Source organism: Alteromonas sp. ABH4_452, from assembly GCF_056311825.1.
Map to the genome: position 1 here is coordinate 2,709,104 of NZ_CM149973.1, position 21,830 is coordinate 2,730,933.

Genomic DNA, 21,830 nt, shown 5'->3' on the forward strand with positions numbered 1-21,830 from the left:
CCGCATTAGAGAGGACTAGTTTGCAACAACACTCTCATCAGAAATTGGAAGTGCTAGCGCGTCAGACGCAATATAACCTGCCACTTCTTTTTGCATTTCTGTAGTTACCGCTGCACTTGATGCTGGACTTAAGCTAGAAGCATGTGCGCCGCTATTGAACTGCACAATACCGCTAATTGGGTCTGTACCAGGCCCTTGGGTAGTAGTGACTTGCTCTAGACCAATTGTCGCTGCTAACGGAAGCTGACCAGAAAGCGGTAACGCTGTGGAAACTGGAATTACCTGATCAGGTAAGTTTTCTTCGCTACCATCACCTACAACCGTCATCATGTGAACCGGTGTATTACTTCCTAGCGTTTGTGCATAGTTAGTTGGGTCACCAGCATCCATTACTGTTTGCGCGGCGAATGCAAATTCCGCAAATACTGCGTTTACTTCAGCGGCTTGCTCTGCAGTTAGATTATCTTCAAAAATAGTAACCGCCGCACTAAGCTGCTCTTCAGTTACGTCAGTTGTTTCATAAAGTTGATTAAGCAATGCAACAAAGTCTTCTGATGCCTGTGAAAGCAACAAGCCTTTAATCAGAGGTCCGAATGAAGGAGATTCTAATAAGAATTGCGCTACGCCACCTCCTGGCGATTCAAGAGATGCTTGTCTAACAGCAAACATACCGTCAAGCGCAGCTAAATCGCCACCCATTGATGTGTTTGCTACTGCAGCAAAGTTACCACCAGTCATTGCGCCTAGCGACACACCCATAACAGACACACGTGACATATCAAACTTAACATTTTGTGCTGCGGTTGTATCTACAACTGCATTAAGTCCTAAACGCAGCCCTAGTAAATCAGATACACTTTGACGTAAGTTGTCGCGGGCAGTTGGTAAGCTAGCAAGGTTCATGTAATGCGTTGCACTTACGCTTGTAGCGTTTAAGTCATCTGTACCGTCACCATCAAGGTCGAAACCTCGACTCCCGTGTAAAGGTTGGTCGATAGCGACTGACGCAATACCTGCTAGGGATAAAGTTCCGGTAATCGCAAGCATGTCTTCTTTTTGACTGGTAATACCGTGGGCCAAAATCACCACTGGCCAGCCAGCTTCAGGCATGCTAATTGGGAAGCCTAGAGCGCCCGCAATTGCAGGGTCTGGGATAGTTACCTGCACGTCTAACGTTTCCGTACCCATGTTCCCGCCTGTCGGCTGTGGATACGGGTTAAATTTGGTAATATTCCTTGCGCTATCAAGCATTTCGCCATTTATTCGAACGTCTGCAAGGCCTAGTGAAGAACACATTGCTGCATTTGGACCTGGCTCAGCACTAGCAAGTAGCTCTTGCGGTGCACCAGCTAGCACGATGCCGCTGTCACACGCCGCCTTCCAGAAATCATTTACCGGCGCTAATGGGTTTTCAGCACTTGGTACACCCAAGAAATAAGGCAATGCGATATTACCTTCATAGCGTTGTGCCGCACAAAATGGCCCTGCTTGCGCTAAAATGCCTGTTGATACGCCAACAGCAAATTCGTTCAACGCGCCCCACTGAGCCTCTAGTTGACCCGACGCTGTACCAGCAAGACCTGCACAGGTTTCGAGTAGACTAAAATCAGTTGCATCAATGGCTGCTTGTATGTTGTCTGGCAGACCTTGTTTGCCAAGTTCAACCGCGCCCGCCACAACAGTTTCGTTCACTAGGCCTAAAGCTTCCATGGCATTTGGCGCAGCAGACACATCGCTAACGGTGATCGCCGGAAGTGCAGCTGGTGCTGACGGATCGCCGCCAGCTGCAAGCTGAGCGAAGGTACCAATCATTACCTTTTTAATTGTATCAAGTGAATTTCCTACCGATTGTGTAGTAAACGCAGAGACATAGGTTAAATCTTCGCGGGCAAAGCCAGCTTGCAGAAGCGGGTTAACATAAGAATTAACCAAAGCCTGTAGGTCTAACTGAGAAGCGCTTGATAGCGGATCGGTATTAATATCTTGTCTTACCAAATCCCAAGTTGTTGAACCCTGAACAGACTTACCTGAAGAATCTTTCAAGTCTGTTGTCATAACCAGCATGTAACCCTGACCCGGCTTAAGGGGCTTTAACGGAACAAATGTAATGGTATTGCTATCGGCGAGGCTAAGGACATAATCCACGCCAAAAGTGAGTTGATCACCTAACTTACAACCTGCCGAAGGCGTAGATACCTGCGCACAGTCTGGGTCGCTTTGATCAAGCCCTAATGTTGCTTCAAATAATAATACGCCAGATGCTAGCGTGCTTTCGTCTAACGATGCGCCTGCAGGCGTTTCAACATTGATAACAAAAGGATGCTGCGTAGACCACCCGTCCAGCACATTAAGTGCATTTTGCGGATCAGCGAAATCTGTGGGATCAGCCACTGGAATGTTCAGTGTGTAATCAAAAAAACCGTCATCGCCCGGAAGCATTAGAAGGTCGTTAGGAATGTTTAGGTTCCCATTAGCTGGGTCGAAAACAATCCGTGAAAATGGTGTTTGAACTTCTGTTTCGGCTTGAATGTCGGAAAGGGTTTCATCGGAGCCACCACAGCCTGCCAGACCCAGCGCAAGGGCCACACTGGAACTTAATACGAGTTTTCTCATCTCTACTCCCTACAAGCATTGTTGTTATTCTGTGTCTAAAACCTAACTCTATTAAAAGTAGCTTGGTCTACCCTGTCTTTACAGGTGTAGTTGATAGTTTTAAACATGTTAGACCAGTTGTATCTTCCTCAATCTTATTGACTTTGTTGCAACTTTGCAAAGTTTTGTTAACTACTTTTGTTAACTTTTTTTACGTTTGAAGAATTTTTCATTCATTGTTTTACTTGTGGGCTAGGCTGGGTATGATCTGAGGTCATATTCTCAGTTGGGCATAAACGCCCCACGCAAAGCGATGAAAATTAACCTTTTAAAGGAAAATGATGAACGATTACAACGCACCAGCGAATTTACTACGCGATAAAGTTATTCTTATCACCGGGGCTGGCGATGGAATTGGTGCTCAAGCTGCAAAGACATATGCTGCACACGGCGCTATTTGTATTCTATTAGGGCGCACCGTGTCGAAACTTGAAGCCGTGTATGACGATATTATCGCCGCAGGCGGTCAGGAACCTGCCATTGTTCCTTTAGACATAAAAGGTGCAACGCCTTCTCATTATCAACAGATGACGCAGACCATTATTGACCAGTTTGGTCGACTAGATGGTGTCCTTCACAATGCCGGCATTCTAGGTCACCTAAGTGCATTCAAAGATATTGATGCGCAAGAGTGGCAAGACGTAATGCAGATAAACCTTAACGGCATGGTCTATATGACGCAGGCCCTTATCCCGGCATTAGAAAAAGCGGAAAATGCATCAGTTATTTTCACTACATCAAGTGTAGGAAGAAAAGGTCGCGCGTTTTGGGGAACATACGCCGTATCGAAGTTCGCTACAGAAGGCGTAATGCAAACTCTGGCAGATGAATATCAGAATAAGACGCTGCGTTTCAACTGTATTAATCCAGGCGGCACCCGCACACATATGCGTGCACAAGCTTTTCCTGCAGAAAACCCGGATACACTTAAAACACCAGAAGATATTATGCCTATGTATCTTTACCTAATGGGTGATGAAAGTAAGGAAGTAAACGGACAGTCTCTTGATTGCCAGCCGAAGTAATTAATTAAACCTTATACTTTTATAAACAAAAACCGCTTAAGTTTGAACTTAAGCGGTTTTTTCATTTAAGCATATAGCGCGCAATCAATAATTATATTACTCGCCTATTTTCGCCCATGTGTCTCTCAGCCCTACCGTGCGGTTGAAGACAGGCTTATCGTCTGTGCTATCTTTATCTACACAGAAGTAACCAGTACGTTCAAACTGCCAGGCGCCAACTTCAGGAACATTGCTAGCGAGTCCTGCTTCTACCCAGCCTTGTTTAATTTCAAGCGAACCAGGGTTTATTGCATTGGTGAAGTCTTCTTCAGCCGCCGGATTAGGTACGTTAAACAAACGGTCATACAGTCTAAATTCTGCTGCCTGTGCCGTTGCTGCGTCCACCCAGTGAATAACGCCTTTGACCTTACGCCCATCAGCTGGATCTTTACCCAATGTTTCTGGGTCGTAAGTACAGTAAACAGTAGTTACATTGCCGTCTTCATCTTTTTCAACGCGATTAGCTTTAACCACATAGGCGTTACGTAGACGTACTTCTTTATCTAGTACTAAGCGTTTAAACTTTTTGTTTGCCGATTCACGGAAGTCTTCAGCTTCAATATACACTTCGCGGCTAAAGCTAATGCTACGCGTACCCATGGTTTCATCATTAGGATGATTCGGTGCAGTCAGCGTTTCTGTCTGCCCTTTATCGTAATTTTCAATAACAAGCTTAATTGGGTCTAATACCGCCATCGCACGCGGTGCATTAGCATTTAAGTCATCGCGAATACAAGCTTCCAACATAGACATTTCAACCATATTGTCCATCTTGGTCACGCCAATTCGCTTACAGAACTCAACCACAGAACCTGGTGTATAACCACGACGGCGTAAGCCCGCTATAGTAGGCATACGGGGATCATCCCACCCGCTGACATGATTTTCATCGACTAGTTGAATAAGACGGCGTTTGCTTAATACCGTGTACTCAAGGTTAAGACGGGAAAACTCATACTGACGAGGCGTACAGTCAATTGAGATATTTTCGATAACCCAATCGTAAAGACGACGATTGTCTTGGAATTCTAATGTACATAATGAATGCGTGATCCCCTCGATAGCATCCGAGATACAGTGAGTAAAATCATACATTGGATACACACACCATTTATCACCGGTTTGGTGATGATGTGCATGTTTGACTCGGTAAATTACCGGATCGCGCATACACATGAACGGCGACGACATGTCGATTTTGGCGCGCAAACTACATTCGCCTTCTTTGTAATCGCCTGCCGTCATCTTGGCAAACTCACGAAGGTTAGTTTCGACGTCTGTGTCGCGATAAGGGCTATTTTGACCTGGCTCTTTAAGCGTACCACGCATCTCGCGCATGACTTCTTGCGCAGAAAAATCGACGTATGCTAAACCTTTTTCGATAAGCTCAACCGCATATGCATGTAATTGATCAAAATAATTCGATGAATAACGCGCTTCGCCATCCCAGGTAAATCCAAGCCACTGAACGTCTTCTTTTATAGAATTAACGAACGTAATGTCTTCTTTTGCAGGGTTAGTATCGTCAAAGCGCAAATTGCACGAGCCTGTGTAGTCTTGTGCAATACCAAAATTCAAGCAAATAGACTTGGCATGACCAATATGTAAGAAGCCATTCGGCTCTGGTGGAAACCGAGTTTTAATAGCGTCGTGTAGACCACTAGCCAGGTCTTTATCAATAATCTGACGGATAAAATTGGTCGGACGGTGTTCAGTCTCGGCCATTCGCTTGTTCCCCTTATGCACGTAATATTTCAAAATCGCTCTGAGTATAACACTCTCGCAATTACTTCAACCATGTTTTATTCAAAGAAGCCTAACAAGTGATTGATTTAAGAGCGATCCACACAAAGAGTGCACTATAAAAACTACAACAAAACCCTCTGGAATGTACTTGATGAGCAACGCTTCATTAATTTTGATTAGCATTTAGGCGCATATATAGCAAAAAGCACGCGCTATTCGAAAAATATGGTAATCTAATTTGGCGACAACAATGTCGTAGCAGCAAAACATGGTGTTTATGAAAGAAAAAGCAACCTCTTTTGATATTGCCCACTTGGCAGGGGTTTCTCAATCAACCGTTTCGCGAGCGCTAAATAACAGCCCGCTGGTTAACCAAGAAACTCGCGACCGCGTTCAGCGTATTGCCCGGGAACTTAATTACAAGGTAGATAAGAACGCCAGTAATTTGAGAAAACAAAAGAGCAGCACAATTGCCCTACTCTTGTTCGAAGATCCAACGTCTGACGACTCGATGATTAACCCTTTCTTTTTAGCAATGCTCGGTAGTATTACTCGCGCTTGTGCGCAAGCAAACTACGATCTTCTTGTATCGTTTCAGAACTTAGAAGACGACTGGCACGCGGAATACGAAGATTCAAACAAGGCCGACGGGATTATTTTGTTGGGCTATGGTGACTACACTGACTATCAAAACAAAGTCGCTCAGCTTGAATCGCAAGGTACGCATTTTGTTCGCTGGGGTGCACCTGATGAAGCGCACCCGGGTGTAAGTATCGGGTGTGATAACTACCAAGGTGGTCAAAGCATTACCTCACACCTCATCGAACTGGGTAAAACATCGTTTGCCTTTATTGGTGATAATGGCGAGCACGCACCGGAATTTAAAGCACGCTTTGATGGGTATTTTAAAACATTACAATCTCATGGCTTAGCGCAATCAAGTGTTCAGCGAAACGCCATTTCTACCGAAGATGCTGGCTCAGAAGCAGTGAGATCATTGCTGCAAGCAGGCGAACTACCCGAAGCTATTGTTTGTGCATCCGACCTTATTGCTATGGGGGTTTTACGTGCGCTGCGCCAAGCGAAAGTGAATGTTCCAGACGATGTTGCTGTGGTGGGTTATGACAATATTGCGGTGTCTGCTTACACGACACCTTCGCTTACCACAGTACAGCAAAACACGAAGCTTGCCGGTGAGCTATTGGTAAATACCCTATTGAAAGCGATAAACAATGAAGAGGTAGAGGATTACTTAATGCCCGCAGACATTATTGTCCGTCAATCTTGTGGCAGCGAATAAACGACTTTAAGTTGTCACTTTTTGAACAGCTATTAATCGAATAAAAAAGCCCCGAACGTTAAACGTTCGGGGCTTTTTTATTCGATTAATTGTGCTTTGAATGCTTTATTGACGGGCCAGCTGATGTTTTATTTGAGAGAGCAATGCTGGGTTGGTAGGTTTGCCCTCGAGAACCCAAACTTGAACGCCATTAGCCTTAACCGTAGCGGTTAACGCAGTGCCGTTCACGACATTTTGGGTTTGCCCAGACAATTGTTCTATCCAATTGCCTGACTGCATGAAGTTACTTATCTCAAACGACTGGGGTTCATCACCCTTGTTTAGTAACACAAGCGCTGTTTGCTGCGCATCTTTAGTGTCGACAACACGATAAAATGCCGCGCGATGACCGCTAAGCTCTAGGTTAACCTGCACACCGCGCTGCAAGGCGACAGTATTTTTACGTACGTTGGCGATTATTGTTAGCGCTTGTTGAATAGGATGACTCTTAGCCTGATTGATGCGGTCTTGGCCAAGGTAGTTGCGATTACCAGCATGCTCAGCCGTACCGCGCATGAAACCGATTTCTGAGCCCATGTAAACAACCGGTATACCGCGAACAGTAAACAGCCAGTTGTGCGCATTAATAAACCCTATATCTGTTGCGTTAATGCGCGCCATATCATGGTTGTCATAAAACGTGGTTAATTCATAGGGGTTATTATAAGGGCCGTGAGTAAGATGAAGTACCTTTTCTAAGTCTGCAAAATCACTTTCTAGCGGCTTTTCAAACACGCTTACCATGGCTTTTTGCATAGGAAAGTCTAGAACGCTTACGCCGCCATTTTTAGGCAACGTATGCTGCGCAATATTGTTAGCTTCGTAATCGAACGCTTCGCCAAACATAAAAAAGTCTGGGTTTTGTTTGCGAATACGGTCAGACGCTTCACGCCAAAATGAATGCGGTACGTGCCTTATGGTATCTATTCTAAATGCGTCAGCGCCTTGCGATATCCAATAAAGATAACTGTTAATTAAATAATCCCGAACTGCTGGGTTCTCGTCATCCAGATTTGAAAGCTTGACTAAATCTGGATAGTTGTGAAAAAAGCTATGCAGCGGGTTGTTTTTAGGATCTAACTCTTCAGGTGCTAGGTTTTGATGGTCAGCAACTAAGTTTCCATCTTTATCGTAAAGCTCACCATAACCTGGCAAGTCTTCTTTCATCGTGAAGCTTGGTGTGCCGTGATTGGCAACGATATCAAACACTGACTTAAGGCCGTGTTCGCGCATCTTCGCGGCATAGTCACTTACGCTCAAATCGTCACTAACGAGATGCTCATCAGCTTTATAAAAGTTTGTCGCCCAATAACCGTGATAGCCAGTTTTTCCGCCATCTTTGAATGCCCCGCCATATGTAATAGGCTCGTCGCCGTTAAACGCATAGTCAGGGTTATCGTGAACAGGAGTCATCCATACGGCAGTGAAGCCCATATCTTTGATGTAATCAGCGTTATTTAAGATACCTTGTAAATCACCGCCCATGTAACCCACATAGGCTTTTTCACCGTCGGGACCTTCAAGCGGTAGCTGCCAAGTGGGATGTTCCCCGCCTTGGTCTTCGTGGTTATTAGAAGGGTCGCCGTCGACAAAGCGATCAGTTACCACAAAGTAAACTGCCTCGCTAGCGAAGGGCGTACTGGTACCTACAATAGCCTGTGAAGTATGCTTTTCACTATTGTCTAAGGACGATGTAGCCGTGCTAGTGCAAGCAGAGCAAAATAAACCGGCTAACGTTAATGCAATTGCTGAACGTTTGAATAACATATTAAGCTCCCTGCTCCGCTTCAAGTTCTTGTTTATCCGTCTCTTTAACGAAAAAGACAGACACTGCGCCAATCAGCATAGAAACACCGGCCACGACAATTATGTACTTGGCATCGTTGTTAAATACACTGCTTAAGATCCAACCGGCAGTTAAACCTGAAACAATTTGCGGTGCAGCCACGGTGAAGTTGAATATTCCCATGTAAACACCCGTCTTGTTCGCGGGTAGTGCGCCGGCTAACATGGCGTAAGGCATAGCAAGAATTGCCGCCCACGCAATACCTACCCCTATCATTGGGATAAGTAGTTTCACTGCGCCTAACGGCACAGTTACTTCAGTAATAAGCAGGTTAACATTGACCATAGTAAGATCTTGAAATAGTAAGAAACTTACATAGCTAAGGCCACCTAGCGCTAAAGACGAAGCGTATACAGTCTTGCGACCGAATTTATCTGCCAGCTTTGCTAAGAAAATGGAAAAAATAGCAGCGAACACAGAATATGCCGCGAAAAGTATACCTACCCAGTCACCAGCAGCACCTTTTGCCATAACAATAGTTTCAGGCACCATAGGCGCAGCGGCGATATAAGCGGGATCAAACCATTGCTTATCTACGTTCCAAATATGTTGAGTAATCGCCGGTGTGGTGTAAACCCACATAATAAAAAGCGCAAACCAAGAGAAAAACTGAACAACAGCCAGTTGTTTCATGGTGGTTGGCATGTCTTTTACTAAAACGAAAAACTCACCTAAGCGCTGGCCAAGCGGTGCTTTAGCCTTACTTTCACTTGCAGGGGCTTCTTCGGTAAGGCCCTTGTAGCGATTATATTCTTGTGGCGCATACTCTTTAGTACGTATAACGGTCCAAATAACCGTACCTAGCAGTACAGTCGCGCCGATGTAGAATGCCCACATTACTGAAGGCGCAACCTCTCCCATTTGAGCGGTATTTTCCAGTCCTACCACATTGGTTAGAACGAATGGCAATATAGAACCAATTACCGCACCGATATTAATAAGAAGCGACTGAATTGAATAACCTACGTTGCGCTGTGACGCTGGTACCATATCAGATACCAAAGAGCGGAACGGTTGGAAACACACATTAAACGATGCATCCATCAGTGCAACCATTAAAGCGCCCATAACCATAGGCGCTAAGAAGGCAACGAAGATCGGCGCATTGGGTAATAAGATCATACCTACCACCGCGGCTATCGCCCCAGCAAGTATAAACGGCCGGCGGCGGCCCAATCGATTCCACGTTCTATCTGATGCCGAGCCAACAATAGGCTGCACTATCAAGCCCATAATGGGCGCTACAAGCCAAAATAGCGATAGTGAATGAAGATCTGCACCTAGGTCAGATAGTATTCGACTAACGTTCGCGTTTTGCAGTGCAAAACCAAATTGAACACCCAGAAAGCCAAAACTGACATTCCATATTTGCCAAAAAGAAAGGCGTGGTTGAGTTGATTGCATATTTTGCTCTATTTATTGTTTTAATTTAATTGATACGGTTATTGCACAATAAACACAATAGCCGACATAGCAGGAAGGCTTATGGTTTCAGAGGCGTTAAATGTTTGACCGTCGCTCACGCACGTTATTGATACATCCGTACCCAATACCTCTGCGTACTTTGCTAAAGAAACATCTACCGTTTTTTTGTTAAGGATAACCATAAGCTTCTGTGCTGAATCCTCGGCTACACGAAAATACGTGTAAACACCGTCCACGGGCGCATAATGTTTAAGCTCACCTTTGAATAGATGAGGATGAGATTGACGTAGCGCTAATAGCGTTTTTATACGCTCTTGAGCCCACTGCTCGTCATCAGAAAGGCCTTTGCCGCTAAACGCATTTTTTTCGCTATCCGATGGCCACCCGCCAGGAAAATCTGACCGGATAATACCGTGATCTTCTGTCCCTTCATTACCCATCAAAATCTCAGTTCCATAGAATACTTGAGGTATACCGCGCGTTGTTAAAAACAACGTCATTGCCATATTCCATTTGGCCTTGTCGTTGTTTAATTGGGTGAAAATTCTGCTCATGTCGTGATTATCCGGAAAGATAACCAGATTATTTGGATCACCATACAAGAAATCGGTAGCTAATGTCTCATAAACTGAAATAAAACCAGAATTCCAGCTTTCATCGCTATTAAGCGCTTTAACAACGGCAGCCTGAAGAGGAAAGTCCATTACAGATGGCAAAGCACTGTCGTAATCGTCGTGGCGTTTGCTACCTGCTTGCCAATAAGCCGTAATCGCAGGGTTTACCGACCACTCTTCCCCAACAATATTGAAGTTAGGATATTCCTTCATGATACGGTTGGTCCACTGACTTAAGAACCCTTTATCAGGATATGAATAAGTGTCTACTCGTATGCCACTCAGATTTGCTGTTTCCACCCACCAAATAGCATTTTGAATCAAATAATTTGCCAAATGTGGGTTGCGCTGGTTCAGGTCAGGCATGGTTGGTACAAACCAACCGTCACTAAACCCTTTGATATCGCTCGCTATGGCATGAGGGTCGTGAAGCGATTCACGCTTATGGGTAGTACCGACAAACTGTCCATTATTGTTTATCCAATCATAAGACGGCGTATCCTTCATCCATACATGCTCGCTACCGATATGATTAAGTACCATATCCATGATTACGCCGATACCGTTTTCGTTGGCTTTTTTACTCAGCTTTACAAAAGCGTCATTAGAGCCAAAACGCGGGTCTATAGTGTAATAGTCGGTGGTTGAATAGCCATGGTAACTGTACTTTTCCATTGCATTTTCAAGCATCGGCATGGTCCATATTTGGGTGAACCCCATCTCTTTTATATAGTCGATGTTGTTAACAATGCCCTGAATATCCCCGCCATGACGTCCGCCTTTAAAGGCCCTATCTACTTTATCTTGATACCCATCAATGTTGTCATTTTCCACGCTGCCATTAGCGAATCGGTCAGGGGCAATTAGGTAAATGGCGTCTTCAGGTCCAAAGCCTTCTCTCGACGACGAACCTCTAGCACGTTTTTTCAATGAATAGTGAATGTCCCGTGAACTACCGTCTTCGTCTTTCAACGTCAGTACCAATTCTTGCGGGTTCGCTTCAGCAAGATCTAACGTTACAAAATGATAGTTTTCACTATCAAGTGCCCTGCTTTGCTTTATTTGAACACTGCCTTTTGAAACGGAAACCTTGTCATCGGCCACGTCTTTGCCAGAAATCATCAGTTCTACTTCATCATGTTGCATACCTGCCCACCAGTTGGGCGGGTAAACGTCTAGGTTATTTTCTTGTGAAGAAAAAGCAGAAAATGCAGGAAATAAAGTAGCAAGGCTCACAACGAGTGAGAGCGAGACACTGCGTAATGGGGAAATAGCATTAGTTACGCGGTTGCGATTAAACATATAGACACCGATGTTAAAAATACGTTAAGTGCAAAATATTACCGAGATACTACATTGCATAGCCTGACTGACCAATGCTCTGCATACGTATTCACGAGATACCATGCCAATACACATGGTCTCTCGTTTAAATAAAATCTCTAGTATTCGATTTCGTTGATAGCTTTACACTCCAACTAGAACGCAAATACCTTCGTCTCTAGCCCATTTAGTGATAACGAGGCTCTGTAGTTAATATCATCTTTCTCTAGGCTGATGCTGTCATGAGAAAGAAGTGGCTCAAGGCTAATCGTTTTGTTCTTTGCACCTAGTACACTCGCTGGTATTGTAAATTCTATTTCCTCTACTGGTGCATCACCGAAGTTAGCGATAACGACAAAACCATGATCATCTTGTACGCGAGCAAATGTAAATTGCTGCTCTGAATACGCTGAATTTTCGACGCCAAGATTGAGCGCGTGTAGGCTTTGGTACTCACCCACGATGGCCGGGTTAGTAGCGGCGATAGACATAACGCGTTTGTAAAAATTATGCAGTTCTTTTTCTTCCTTGGTGGATTGGCCACCATCAAATTTTCCACCATTCATAAACCGCTGATGAGCAGGAACGCCAACGTAATCGAAAATAGACGTACGCGTTGGGTCGCCAAAGCCTGTCTCTTCGCTACCGTCTTCGCCCACATCTTGGCCAAAATAAAGCAGCGTTGGAGAACTGCTTATAAGCGCACTTACCGCAAGCGCTGGCTTGCCCTTTTCAGCGCTACCAGCAAAATCAGGGCTAGCGATACGCTGCTCATCATGGTTCTCTAAAAAGTGCAGCATATGCGGTGCGATATCGCTAACTTCTTTATGGACAGCGACTAGATCAGTAACTTTTCCCTTTCCTTGCATAATTGCTTTTAACGTATCGTAAAAGCCTACTTTGTCGTATAGATAGTCCATCTTGCCTTTATGCAGGTAATCGCGATATTTGTCAGGCTGGTAAACTTCTGCCAGCAAGAATGCATCAGGTGCTTTTTGCTTAATGCTGCTGTTGAGAAAAGACCAGAACTCTACTGGTACCATTTCGGCCATATCAAAACGGAATCCATCGACACCGTTGTCTATCCAATAATGGGCAATGTCTCTGAATTTGTACCACGAGTCTGGAAGATCTTTTCCTTGCCAAAACGCTGCGTGCTCTTCGATAGATTTTTGATTGTACTCGTTAGGTAGCATAGGAAAATCATAAGTGCCGTCTGGCTTCACGCCATAGTTCACCTTTACCGTTTCATACCAGTCGTTAATATCTGGCTGCGCTGCCCTTGCACCGTTTCCTGTCCACTTTGCAGGAAACTCATCGAACTTACCGTCTGACAATGGGTGGGGTTCGCCGCCTAGAGGCTGGTAGCTGTCAGCAGTGGGTACTTGAAATGCTTCACCCACAACATAATAAAAGTTGTTGTCGCGAGCATACTCCACAGACGTGTCATCGTTTGCGCCAAAATCGACTGTACCTTCTGGCGCAGAAAGCGAATGGTAATCACGGGCTACGTGATTGGGAACAATGTCGATGATAACTTTCATACCCGCAGCATGAGTTCTTTCAATCAGAGCTTCGAATTCTTCTAAGCGCTTTTGTGGGTTGTCAGCTAGGTCGGGGTTAACATTATAGTAATCTTTAACGGCGTATGGTGAACCAGCGCGGCCTTTCACTACATCTGGGTCGTCATTTGAAATACCGAAGTCGGTATAATCATTGATTACCGCATGATGTGGCACACCGGTATACCAAATATGACTGGTGCCTAAAGACTTGATGGCTTCAAGGGCTTTAGGGGTAAAGTCGCTGAATTTGCCTACGCCATTTTGCTCAACCGTACCCCAAGGCTGGTTACTAGAATTAGTATTTCCAAATAGTCGAGTAAACACTTGGTAGACGACTGGTTTCCCTTGCCTTTCACCGTTTTCAGAATGCGTTGACATATCACCTTGTTGATTTGATGCTGAATGCCTACTTCCTTTGCCTTCGACTGTTTGATTATTTACTGATGGCGACGGACCAGTACACGCCATCAAACCGATCGACAGCATAGCAACAGATAAAGGCTTAAGAGAAAAAACCGACTTGTGATTAAGCATAGTATTCGTGACAAAAATGTAAATGATGCCAACAGGATACGCGTTAAATGTATGTTAAAAAACATGCATACGTATTCAGAAATGAAAAAGCCGTCCAAGAGGACGGCTGATATATAAAGCTGTAAAGAAGATTTCCTAAGCTGCTTGCGCTACACGCAATGGTTTTTGTATAGGACGAGCGGTATGTGTTGGTGTGTTATTAATCACTGGTAACGCGCTACGAAGTTCATTGTGAATTTGTTTATGAAATCCTTGAAGCGGCTTAGCTAAGTCCTCTAGTAATACTTGCGGCGATAGCCTGTAAGGAACTCGCTTGCCGTTAAACTCTACGGCTTCGCCAACTGGATTAAAATGAATACCAAATGCTTTCATTCTTCGTGCTAATTTTGGCTCCATCAAAACGTAAGCATGTTTAACATTGAGTTGTTGGCAAATACTGGTTGCCATTAAATACAGCGCAATGGAAAGATATGGAAAGTGCTCTACGTTAAATGGCGTACTCTTCTTTTGTTTTATCTTTTCAAGTTTTTGGGCAGGCAGGATTTTAGAGCGCATCTGGCGAACTCTGAACTCTCTTGGAATTGCCAATCGTGATATTTCGCAAATGCTTGTAGGATCACAGCTAGAGGGAAGCAATGCACCATCTTCAAAGGCACCTGCGCACTTTTCTTCTAACGGCAGCGATAACCCTGCTTCGGTTGGCAAGACTAAGCGAATTGTACCTGCGCATTCGCCTGTTGGGCGATGTTTTATATAACAGTTAATTGCGCGATCATCATATTTATCTTTCTCAATAGCAGCAGCGTTTTTTTGCTCGAATTTCATTTCCTCGCAATAGACTTTATGGCGGGTTTTGTAGCTAACTTGTTTTTCATTTTCTTCGTTCGCTACAACGAGTTCATAACGGCTAAAAAAGAAATTGGAAATACTTTCTTCAAGTGACAATCGGCGTGGAAATGCTTTAAGCAGTTGTCGAGGTAACTGGTTTAACTTATTAGTTACAGCACTATTTAGCGCACGAGCAGCGCTCATTGTTGTTGTTTTCAACGCAAAAGTCCCCTAATTTTATGTTAATTATTAGGCTTGTGGGTAACTTCCTGTTCGCAGCAGTAGCCTTTGGTATATTGTTTTAAATTAATATTTGAAATGCTATTTTATCTTTGTCTTATTATTGGTATCTCGGCTTTGTCTGATAAGCGCATCCCCACTTACAAAATCAGACTTAGATAGGCGGTCGTACAGTAAAACATTAGCTGTTGCCGCCAAATTCATACATGAATACGTGGGTACATAAACGACATGGTCGCACCACGACAGAGTGTCTTCGCCTACACTTCCATCTTCAGGACCTAAGATATAAAAGGCATTTTCCGGGTGTTCGAACTTTGGTAAAGGCTCTGCACCCTCAACAAGCTCAACCGCAACTACGGACGCCCCCTCTGGTACAACATCCCGTAGATTATCAACGCCAACCGTTGGAATAACCTTGTGAAACGCTTTCGTATCTGCATTAAAGTCTTTAGCGAAACGGTAACGCTGCCCCGTATAAAATACGCTAGCGACACCGTAGCATCCCGCAGCACGTAAAATAGACGCTACATTGACGGGATTTTTTGGGTTAACTAGCCCAATCGAAATTTTTTGTTTTGCTATTTGCACTTTTTATTAGCTTTTTATTATTTGAGTTTGATACTGCCACGACTTAGAAGAAGCTACTACGCGTAACCACGAAAATTAGCCATAAGTATAAGAACGAATACATAAAGTCTACAGCGACCTCATCGTAATCAATGCGTTGTTGCAGGTAACCAGTTTTTCGTTAACGCCTTAGCTTAACCCTACAAGTCAGGCCATTTAGATGCGCTACATGCCATTTTCTCTTCTACAACTTTACGCTTTTCATATATTGGCAAGCGTTTCACGTGTCTGTAATTAACGTATTAAAGAAAATAACTAATCTTGTTCAGGGTACAGCAAATTGCAGACCAATAGTGTGAAAATTTTGCAAGTTCGGTGCAAAGTTTACATTTTCAACAACAAAGAGAAGGTAAACACGCTTTTAATCAGTTACTTACGATTAGGTTTAGGGGTTAGGCGCGTTTACTTTGTTGTGGGAGTTAGTAGCTAGATTGCCAGATCAGTTGTCTAATTAGGGCCAGGAACTGATAAGAAGTAGAGGTAATAAATAAAGTACAAACGATAGGCCCGATCTTGTGTTGCCATTTTGAAACACGATATCCCTCTGAAAATATTGACTTTATTTACGAACAAAAAAAAGCCTGGATAATATCCAAGCTCTTAACGGCAACTGTTGCTAAATTCATACAGGGCTTATATCCCGTGACGACGAATTTACTACGCTATTTGGTAATTTAGACCATCCACATTAGAGGTAAGACTTTTGAGGTGACGTCTGGCCATACGCCTACCCTGGCCATAACCTCTCAATAGCTTTTTCTTATCCATAGTAAGTCGTTTAACGCAGAAAGCTTCATCTGGCGCTATCACACGAATGGTGCAGTCGCTCGGTGGGTTCTTAAGAAAATCGAGAGTTTCATTGTAAATTGCTGAACGCTTCAGCATTTTTTCTAAAATTGCAGGCTGGTTTCCATACATCTTTTGCATCAACCAAGTTGATTTTACTTCAGGTTTGGTAAATCCAAGTGGTTGAGAAAGTATTACGGTAATGTCCCTAGCGCCCATGTTATAAGCCCTAATTGCAGGTATCGCATCTGCAACTCCACCATCTAAATAACGCGTACCGTTAATGATTATTTCATCTCGATATGCGGTGGGTAGCGCACAAGACGCTACCATCAATTCGTCTACATTAGTTTCTGTCGCCTGAATATATTCACATTCACCTGATTCAGCATTCGTAATACCCACGTACAAGGGCATACTGCTCTTTTCACCTGGAGCAGGAATGTTCATTGATTGCTTTGAATGATGCCATAACCAATGAACATCTGTCATATGCCCCCCTTTTATGAATCGAAGCGGGCTGAAGAACTCTCGCTTGGTTGCATATTGGGTGATAATAGTTTTACTCAAACCTTGCATTTTAGAGACGTAAGTCGACAGGTTTGTCGCCCCAGCGGACACCCCTAGCGTAAAATCAAAGGGGTAATAGTCTTGCTCCATGAATTTATCTAGGACGCCTGCCGCAAATATTCCGCGCATAGCGCCACCTTCAACAACTAATGCACTTTTCATCTGTTCTCTCCCTGTAGATACATTCACAACCTTCTGGTACGACCACTTTCGGTAACAACTATCCTACAAGAGAATCAAGAGATATGCCAAGAAGAAAAAACCGCGAACAAGGTCGCGGCTTTTAAATTGTTAACACTGAGACGTTAACTAAATTTTCTGATGAGCATTTATTTCATCGTTACAGTCAACATGGGTGCATTACCATCGGGCCCGGCAACCTTAAACTCATACAGGCCAGATTCAGCTATTTCAATCATCAAATTGTTATTGCTCGCCCCCAAAATTTTAGGCTCACTTGGCGTGACGATATTACTCGCTGCATCATTAGGATTACCAAGATTCACCGTCGACCAATCTTCAGAGGCAACTTTAAATTCGATGCTACCTGCACTTAACTCGATGTCGGCGGCGTAGACACCCTCTCCTTGATATTCAAACATATCTACTGCGCCCCAACCGTTCATACCACCGCGGATATAAACTTGGGTGTCTCCCCAAAATGCTTCTTTAAATACACCAATGGTAGGGGCATCTAAGTCAGTCACGTTGAACACAAACACATAGCGATCAGCAGTTTCAATGTTTAGAACAAGGTTATCGTTAGTCGCAGCCAACCCAAGGGTTTGACCTGGCGCTAAGTTACGGTCGGCATCGTCGGCAGACAAAGCACCAAAGTTCACGGTACTCCAGTCTTCAGACGCAACTTTAAACTCGTAAGTGCCAGGCTCAATATCTCGAGCAAAAGTATAGATACGACCACCTTGGTAAGAGAACTCATTGTCTGTACCCCACCCGTTCATTGCACCACGAAGGTACACAGGGGTTCCAACGTAGGGTTCTTCGTTTTCAACCTTTAGAACTGGCGCTTCGCTGTCTGATGCATCGATGGTAAACAGGTATGTCGCACTGATATCAGGTGTAAACGACAAATTAGTATTAGTGCGAGCAAGTACTTTCTCTTCACCTGCTACCACCAACCCTTCTTCACCTTCGGCAGCACCAAAGTTCACAGTGCTCCAATCTTCAGAAGCGAACTTAAACCCGTAAGTTACACCGCCTTCAAGCGCAGCAGTAGCCGTATATACACCGTCACCTTGATAAGTAAATGCGTCATCCGTTGACCAGCCGTTCATGTCTCCACGAAGGTAAGCGACAGTGTCGCCGTAAGGCACAACGTCAGGTGCACCAGATGTTGCATACGCTGATAGACCGTACCCTTGAGAACCAGATTGAGGCTTAACAAACACAGCAATAGTCAGTGCAGGTACGGTAAAGGTTCCGTTACCGTCTTCACCCTCAACAAAAGTTGCACCACGTACCGCAGCATCAACTGAGTTCATTTGTGTGGCGTGAAGAGAAAAGCCGGTTGCTGTATTTACAGTAATAGATTTCTCATCGTAACCCGTGTTAACCAGAACCATTACCGCATCGTTCATCATATCTAAGTCTTGACGCGGTACTTCGCTGTTATCTGATACACCGTCGTCAATACTCATTGCGATAAGACCACGCTGTTGGCGTGAACCAATATTGTGAAACCCAATACGATCGATAATATCTTCTGCCGAGGTTAATCTAAATAAAGGACTTGTCATTCTAATGTTTAGCAGCTCCGCGAATACGTCTGATGCAAACATTATGTCCGCCATAGAGGCTGCACGGTTAGGGTTGTAAATAAATTCACCCATTTCTTCCCAACGGGCTTCATTGTCTTGTGCTAACGGTAACCCTACATTCCAGTTATTAGTCTCGTATGTGAAATCTACATAGTTAAACCAGTCACCCGAGTCGTAGGTGTTTCGGTCCATTGATTTAGAGCGAAGCATGTCGCCGCCCATTTGTAGAAATGGAATACCCTGAGACACAAGGTTAATGCCCATAGCCACATTTTGTGCGCGCACTCGCTGCTCTAACGTGATGTCCTGTGGAAGCGTGTAGTTTAATTGGTCCCACAAGGTTTCATTATCGTGTTTAGACACATAGTTAATGATGTCTGCGGGGTCTTCTGCATAGCCGCCCAAGTTACTCGTCGCACCAGCACTGCCTGAAGAGGTTTCCAATACATAGTCTTTAAGCGTACCAATCATGCCCATTTTTACACGATCTTGTGCACTTAACAGTCCATCATCTTCGGGTCTAAATATAGCGCCCTGACGAATAGCTTCACGAATGCGATCGTTATAAGTACCAATTTCAGTACCGGCCATATTAAGCTGGCTGGCTTGCTCGTAACCGCGGTCTATTTTGGTCCAACCCTCGCCATAAAAGTAGTTGTCTTCATCAATTGCTTGAACAGCATCACGAAGGCGTACCATGGTATCTTTGGTTGCCTGGCTCATGATGTCAAAACGGAAAGAATCGTACTTGTAGTGTTCAGCCCACATAAGTAATGAGTCTTCCATGAATTTTTCCATCATGACATTGCGTGGCTCTGTGTCATCGCAGCAGGTTTCGCGCACTATCGCCCCAGTGTCCACTTCATAACGGTGGTAATACCCAGGTACAGCTTTATCTAGAACAGACTTACTGAAAACACCAGATGCATTGGTATGGTTGTAAACCACATCAAGTGCAACACGCAGGCCCATTTCATGAAGCGCTTGGATCATAGCGCGCATTTCTACAATACGCTCAACACCTTCTGCACTAGATGCATAGCTACCTTCAGGTGCATTAAAGTGATGAGGGTCGTACCCCCAGTTGAACGTATCCAGATTGCGTAAGTCATTAGTCAACTGCTGAGCTTTACCCGCCTGTGACAACGGGTCGTAAGCGTTGTAAACGTCAATCAACAATGCGTCCGAGCTTTCTTCTTCACATACCGCAGCACTGCTATTTAAGCGACAAAGTTTTCCCACTGTATCGTACAAGTCAACAGTGTTGGTTGGATCTTCGTCAATGGTTGCAATGTCATTGGCCGGAAGGATATGGAAATAGGTTAGCCCTGCTTCTACCAACTTTTTAAGGTGTTCAACCGGTGCCGTTCCCTCTTCAGTAAAGGCAAGGTATTTGCCACGATTTTCTTCAGAAGTAGACATATCACGTACGCTGAAATCACGTATGTGACCTTCGTAAATAACCGCGTCTTCATAATTTTCTACCGTAGGAATGGTGTGAGTATCCCACCCCTCAGGTTTTAAATCTTCATCGGCAAGGTTTACAAAGCGTGAGAAACGACCGTTTGTGCTAAGCGACACAGAATATGGATCTGTTACAAGCAGGGTTTCTACGTTACCTGTAATAGGGTGATATACCGTAACTTCATAGCGATAAAGCTGACGGTCTAGCGACATATCGCTTTCATAGCGCCATATGCCTGACACATCATCACGTACCATATCTATACGCTGACTTAACGTTTTATCATCGTTATAAAGCAAAAGGTCGACATTCGAAGCGGTAGGCGCCCACAGCGCAGCGGTAATACCTTGGTCTGTATAAACCCCGCCAAGTTGTGCCTCGTCGGCATCTTCTTCACCCATAGTGTAAAGCGCGTCGATTGCGTTTGCCAATTGGATGCCTGTTGCTGCTACAAGTGCACCGTCAGCATCGTATCCACCAACAACCGCTTGTGTCGTCAGTACAGTTTTCGCATCTTCTACCGACCAGTCTCCTTCCCATGCCTGCATCGAAGACAAGTGCGGTGCGCGAGCAGATTGCTCTTCGGTAAGTGATGTACTGATAAGTGCTACTTCAGTACCATTAATACCCTCTTCCAGCGTGCTTTCCAAGTCAGCCTGTGCTGAATAGTGCAGTTTTACTTGCGAAACAGTTTCTGGAACATCCCATAAAATGGTGTTGGCATCTAACCAATGGGCACCAAAGCCTTCTATATCGACCGGCTGTGGCCCAAGCGACATTATGGGAAACTCAAAAATTGTTGGCTCGCCAGAAAGGGTAAAGTTCATTCGCACAAAAGTTTCATCGTCTTGTACTAATGAACCTTGGAAGTCACCTCCCCCCATTTCTTTACCGGCGTCATCGGTACCTTTGTGAATGATGAAGTTATGACAGCTTCCGTAATCGTCTTTAAGGTCTAAGATCCAGTACGCACCATAGTTCGGATCGATGCCGCTATGAATACGGCCGTTTGCCCAATCCGTGTCTGCGTCAGCATAAGCATCACACTGGTCATTGTTCCAAGTATGTAGTCGCCAACCTTCATAGGCGGCGTCGTTACTTGAGTTATCCGCGTCTACTGCAGCGCGGTTATAGTAAAGCACAGCTTGATTAGATGAGGGGGTGAATACAGGTGCCGGTAAACTTGGATCCGCGCCCGCTTCACAGGCATCGTTTGCCTCGTTCGGCACTAACGGTGCGTCACATTGAATAGGCGGTGGTGGCTCGCAGGCCGTTCCTGCTGCATTAGGTACATTGGGCACTTCACAAGTAAGCAAATCGTTTGTGCCTGACTCTACGCCAGAACCCCCGCAACCCGTTAGTGTATAAGCGCCTACTAAAAGTAACGCTGCGCGCACTACTTTCTTTTTAGTAAACATAAAACTC

The 21,830-nt window shown here is 44.5% G+C and carries 12 protein-coding genes; 2 read left to right on the forward strand and 10 right to left on the reverse strand.

Annotation, left to right across the window (positions count from 1 at the left end):
- Positions 1 to 15: 15 nt before the first annotated feature.
- The gene (locus tag ACYX4N_RS11635; protein ID WP_476054122.1) at positions 16 to 2,613 is read right to left on the reverse strand and encodes a VolA/Pla-1 family phospholipase; all 2,598 of its coding nucleotides are present in this window, start codon (positions 2,611 to 2,613) and stop codon (positions 16 to 18) included.
- A 320-nt stretch (positions 2,614 to 2,933) separates the two neighbouring features.
- Here ACYX4N_RS11635 and ACYX4N_RS11640 point away from each other — a divergent pair, with 320 nt between their 5' ends.
- Entirely contained in the window at positions 2,934 to 3,677 is a 744-nt protein-coding gene (locus tag ACYX4N_RS11640) for a YciK family oxidoreductase (RefSeq protein ID WP_474806829.1), read from the forward strand.
- A gap of 96 nt (positions 3,678 to 3,773) precedes the next feature.
- On the opposite strand, the gene glnS is transcribed toward ACYX4N_RS11640, so the two are convergent.
- Positions 3,774 to 5,441, reverse strand: coding sequence for a glutamine--tRNA ligase (glnS, locus tag ACYX4N_RS11645; RefSeq protein WP_476054123.1), 1,668 nt, complete (start codon positions 5,439 to 5,441; stop codon positions 3,774 to 3,776).
- A 298-nt stretch (positions 5,442 to 5,739) separates the two neighbouring features.
- Between glnS and ACYX4N_RS11650 the strand changes: the two genes are divergently transcribed.
- The gene (locus ACYX4N_RS11650; protein WP_474806833.1) at positions 5,740 to 6,762 is read left to right on the forward strand and encodes a LacI family DNA-binding transcriptional regulator; all 1,023 of its coding nucleotides are present in this window, start codon (positions 5,740 to 5,742) and stop codon (positions 6,760 to 6,762) included.
- 105 nt (positions 6,763 to 6,867) lie between these two features.
- On the opposite strand, the gene ACYX4N_RS11655 is transcribed toward ACYX4N_RS11650, so the two are convergent.
- From ACYX4N_RS11655 to ACYX4N_RS11690, 8 genes are all read right to left on the reverse strand, one after another.
- Positions 6,868 to 8,568, reverse strand: a complete 1,701-nt coding sequence (locus tag ACYX4N_RS11655) for an alpha-amylase family glycosyl hydrolase (RefSeq protein ID WP_476054124.1) — start codon at positions 8,566 to 8,568, stop codon at positions 6,868 to 6,870.
- Between the two features lies 1 nt (position 8,569).
- A complete protein-coding gene (locus tag ACYX4N_RS11660; protein ID WP_476054125.1) occupies positions 8,570 to 10,051 on the reverse strand; it encodes an MFS transporter in 1,482 nt (493 codons plus the stop codon).
- A gap of 38 nt (positions 10,052 to 10,089) precedes the next feature.
- Positions 10,090 to 11,988 carry a glycoside hydrolase family 13 protein gene (locus tag ACYX4N_RS11665; protein ID WP_476054126.1) on the reverse strand — a complete coding sequence of 633 codons (1,899 nt, stop codon included), beginning with the start codon at positions 11,986 to 11,988 and terminating at the stop codon, positions 10,090 to 10,092.
- 176 nt (positions 11,989 to 12,164) lie between these two features.
- A complete protein-coding gene (locus ACYX4N_RS11670; protein WP_476054127.1) occupies positions 12,165 to 14,108 on the reverse strand; it encodes an alpha-amylase family protein in 1,944 nt (647 codons plus the stop codon).
- Positions 14,109 to 14,243: 135 nt separating this feature from the next.
- Positions 14,244 to 15,155, reverse strand: coding sequence for a PEP-CTERM/exosortase system-associated acyltransferase (locus ACYX4N_RS11675; RefSeq protein WP_474806843.1), 912 nt, complete (start codon positions 15,153 to 15,155; stop codon positions 14,244 to 14,246).
- A gap of 102 nt (positions 15,156 to 15,257) precedes the next feature.
- Positions 15,258 to 15,767, reverse strand: coding sequence for an RNA methyltransferase (locus ACYX4N_RS11680; RefSeq protein WP_476054128.1), 510 nt, complete (start codon positions 15,765 to 15,767; stop codon positions 15,258 to 15,260).
- 696 nt (positions 15,768 to 16,463) lie between these two features.
- Positions 16,464 to 17,324: a patatin-like phospholipase family protein gene (locus tag ACYX4N_RS11685; RefSeq protein WP_476054129.1), complete on the reverse strand. Its 861-nt coding sequence runs from the start codon at positions 17,322 to 17,324 to the stop codon at positions 16,464 to 16,466.
- A gap of 167 nt (positions 17,325 to 17,491) precedes the next feature.
- The gene (locus ACYX4N_RS11690) at positions 17,492 to 21,823 is read right to left on the reverse strand and encodes an alpha-1,6-glucosidase domain-containing protein (protein ID WP_476056442.1); all 4,332 of its coding nucleotides are present in this window, start codon (positions 21,821 to 21,823) and stop codon (positions 17,492 to 17,494) included.
- Between the last annotated feature and the right edge of the window lie 7 nt (positions 21,824 to 21,830).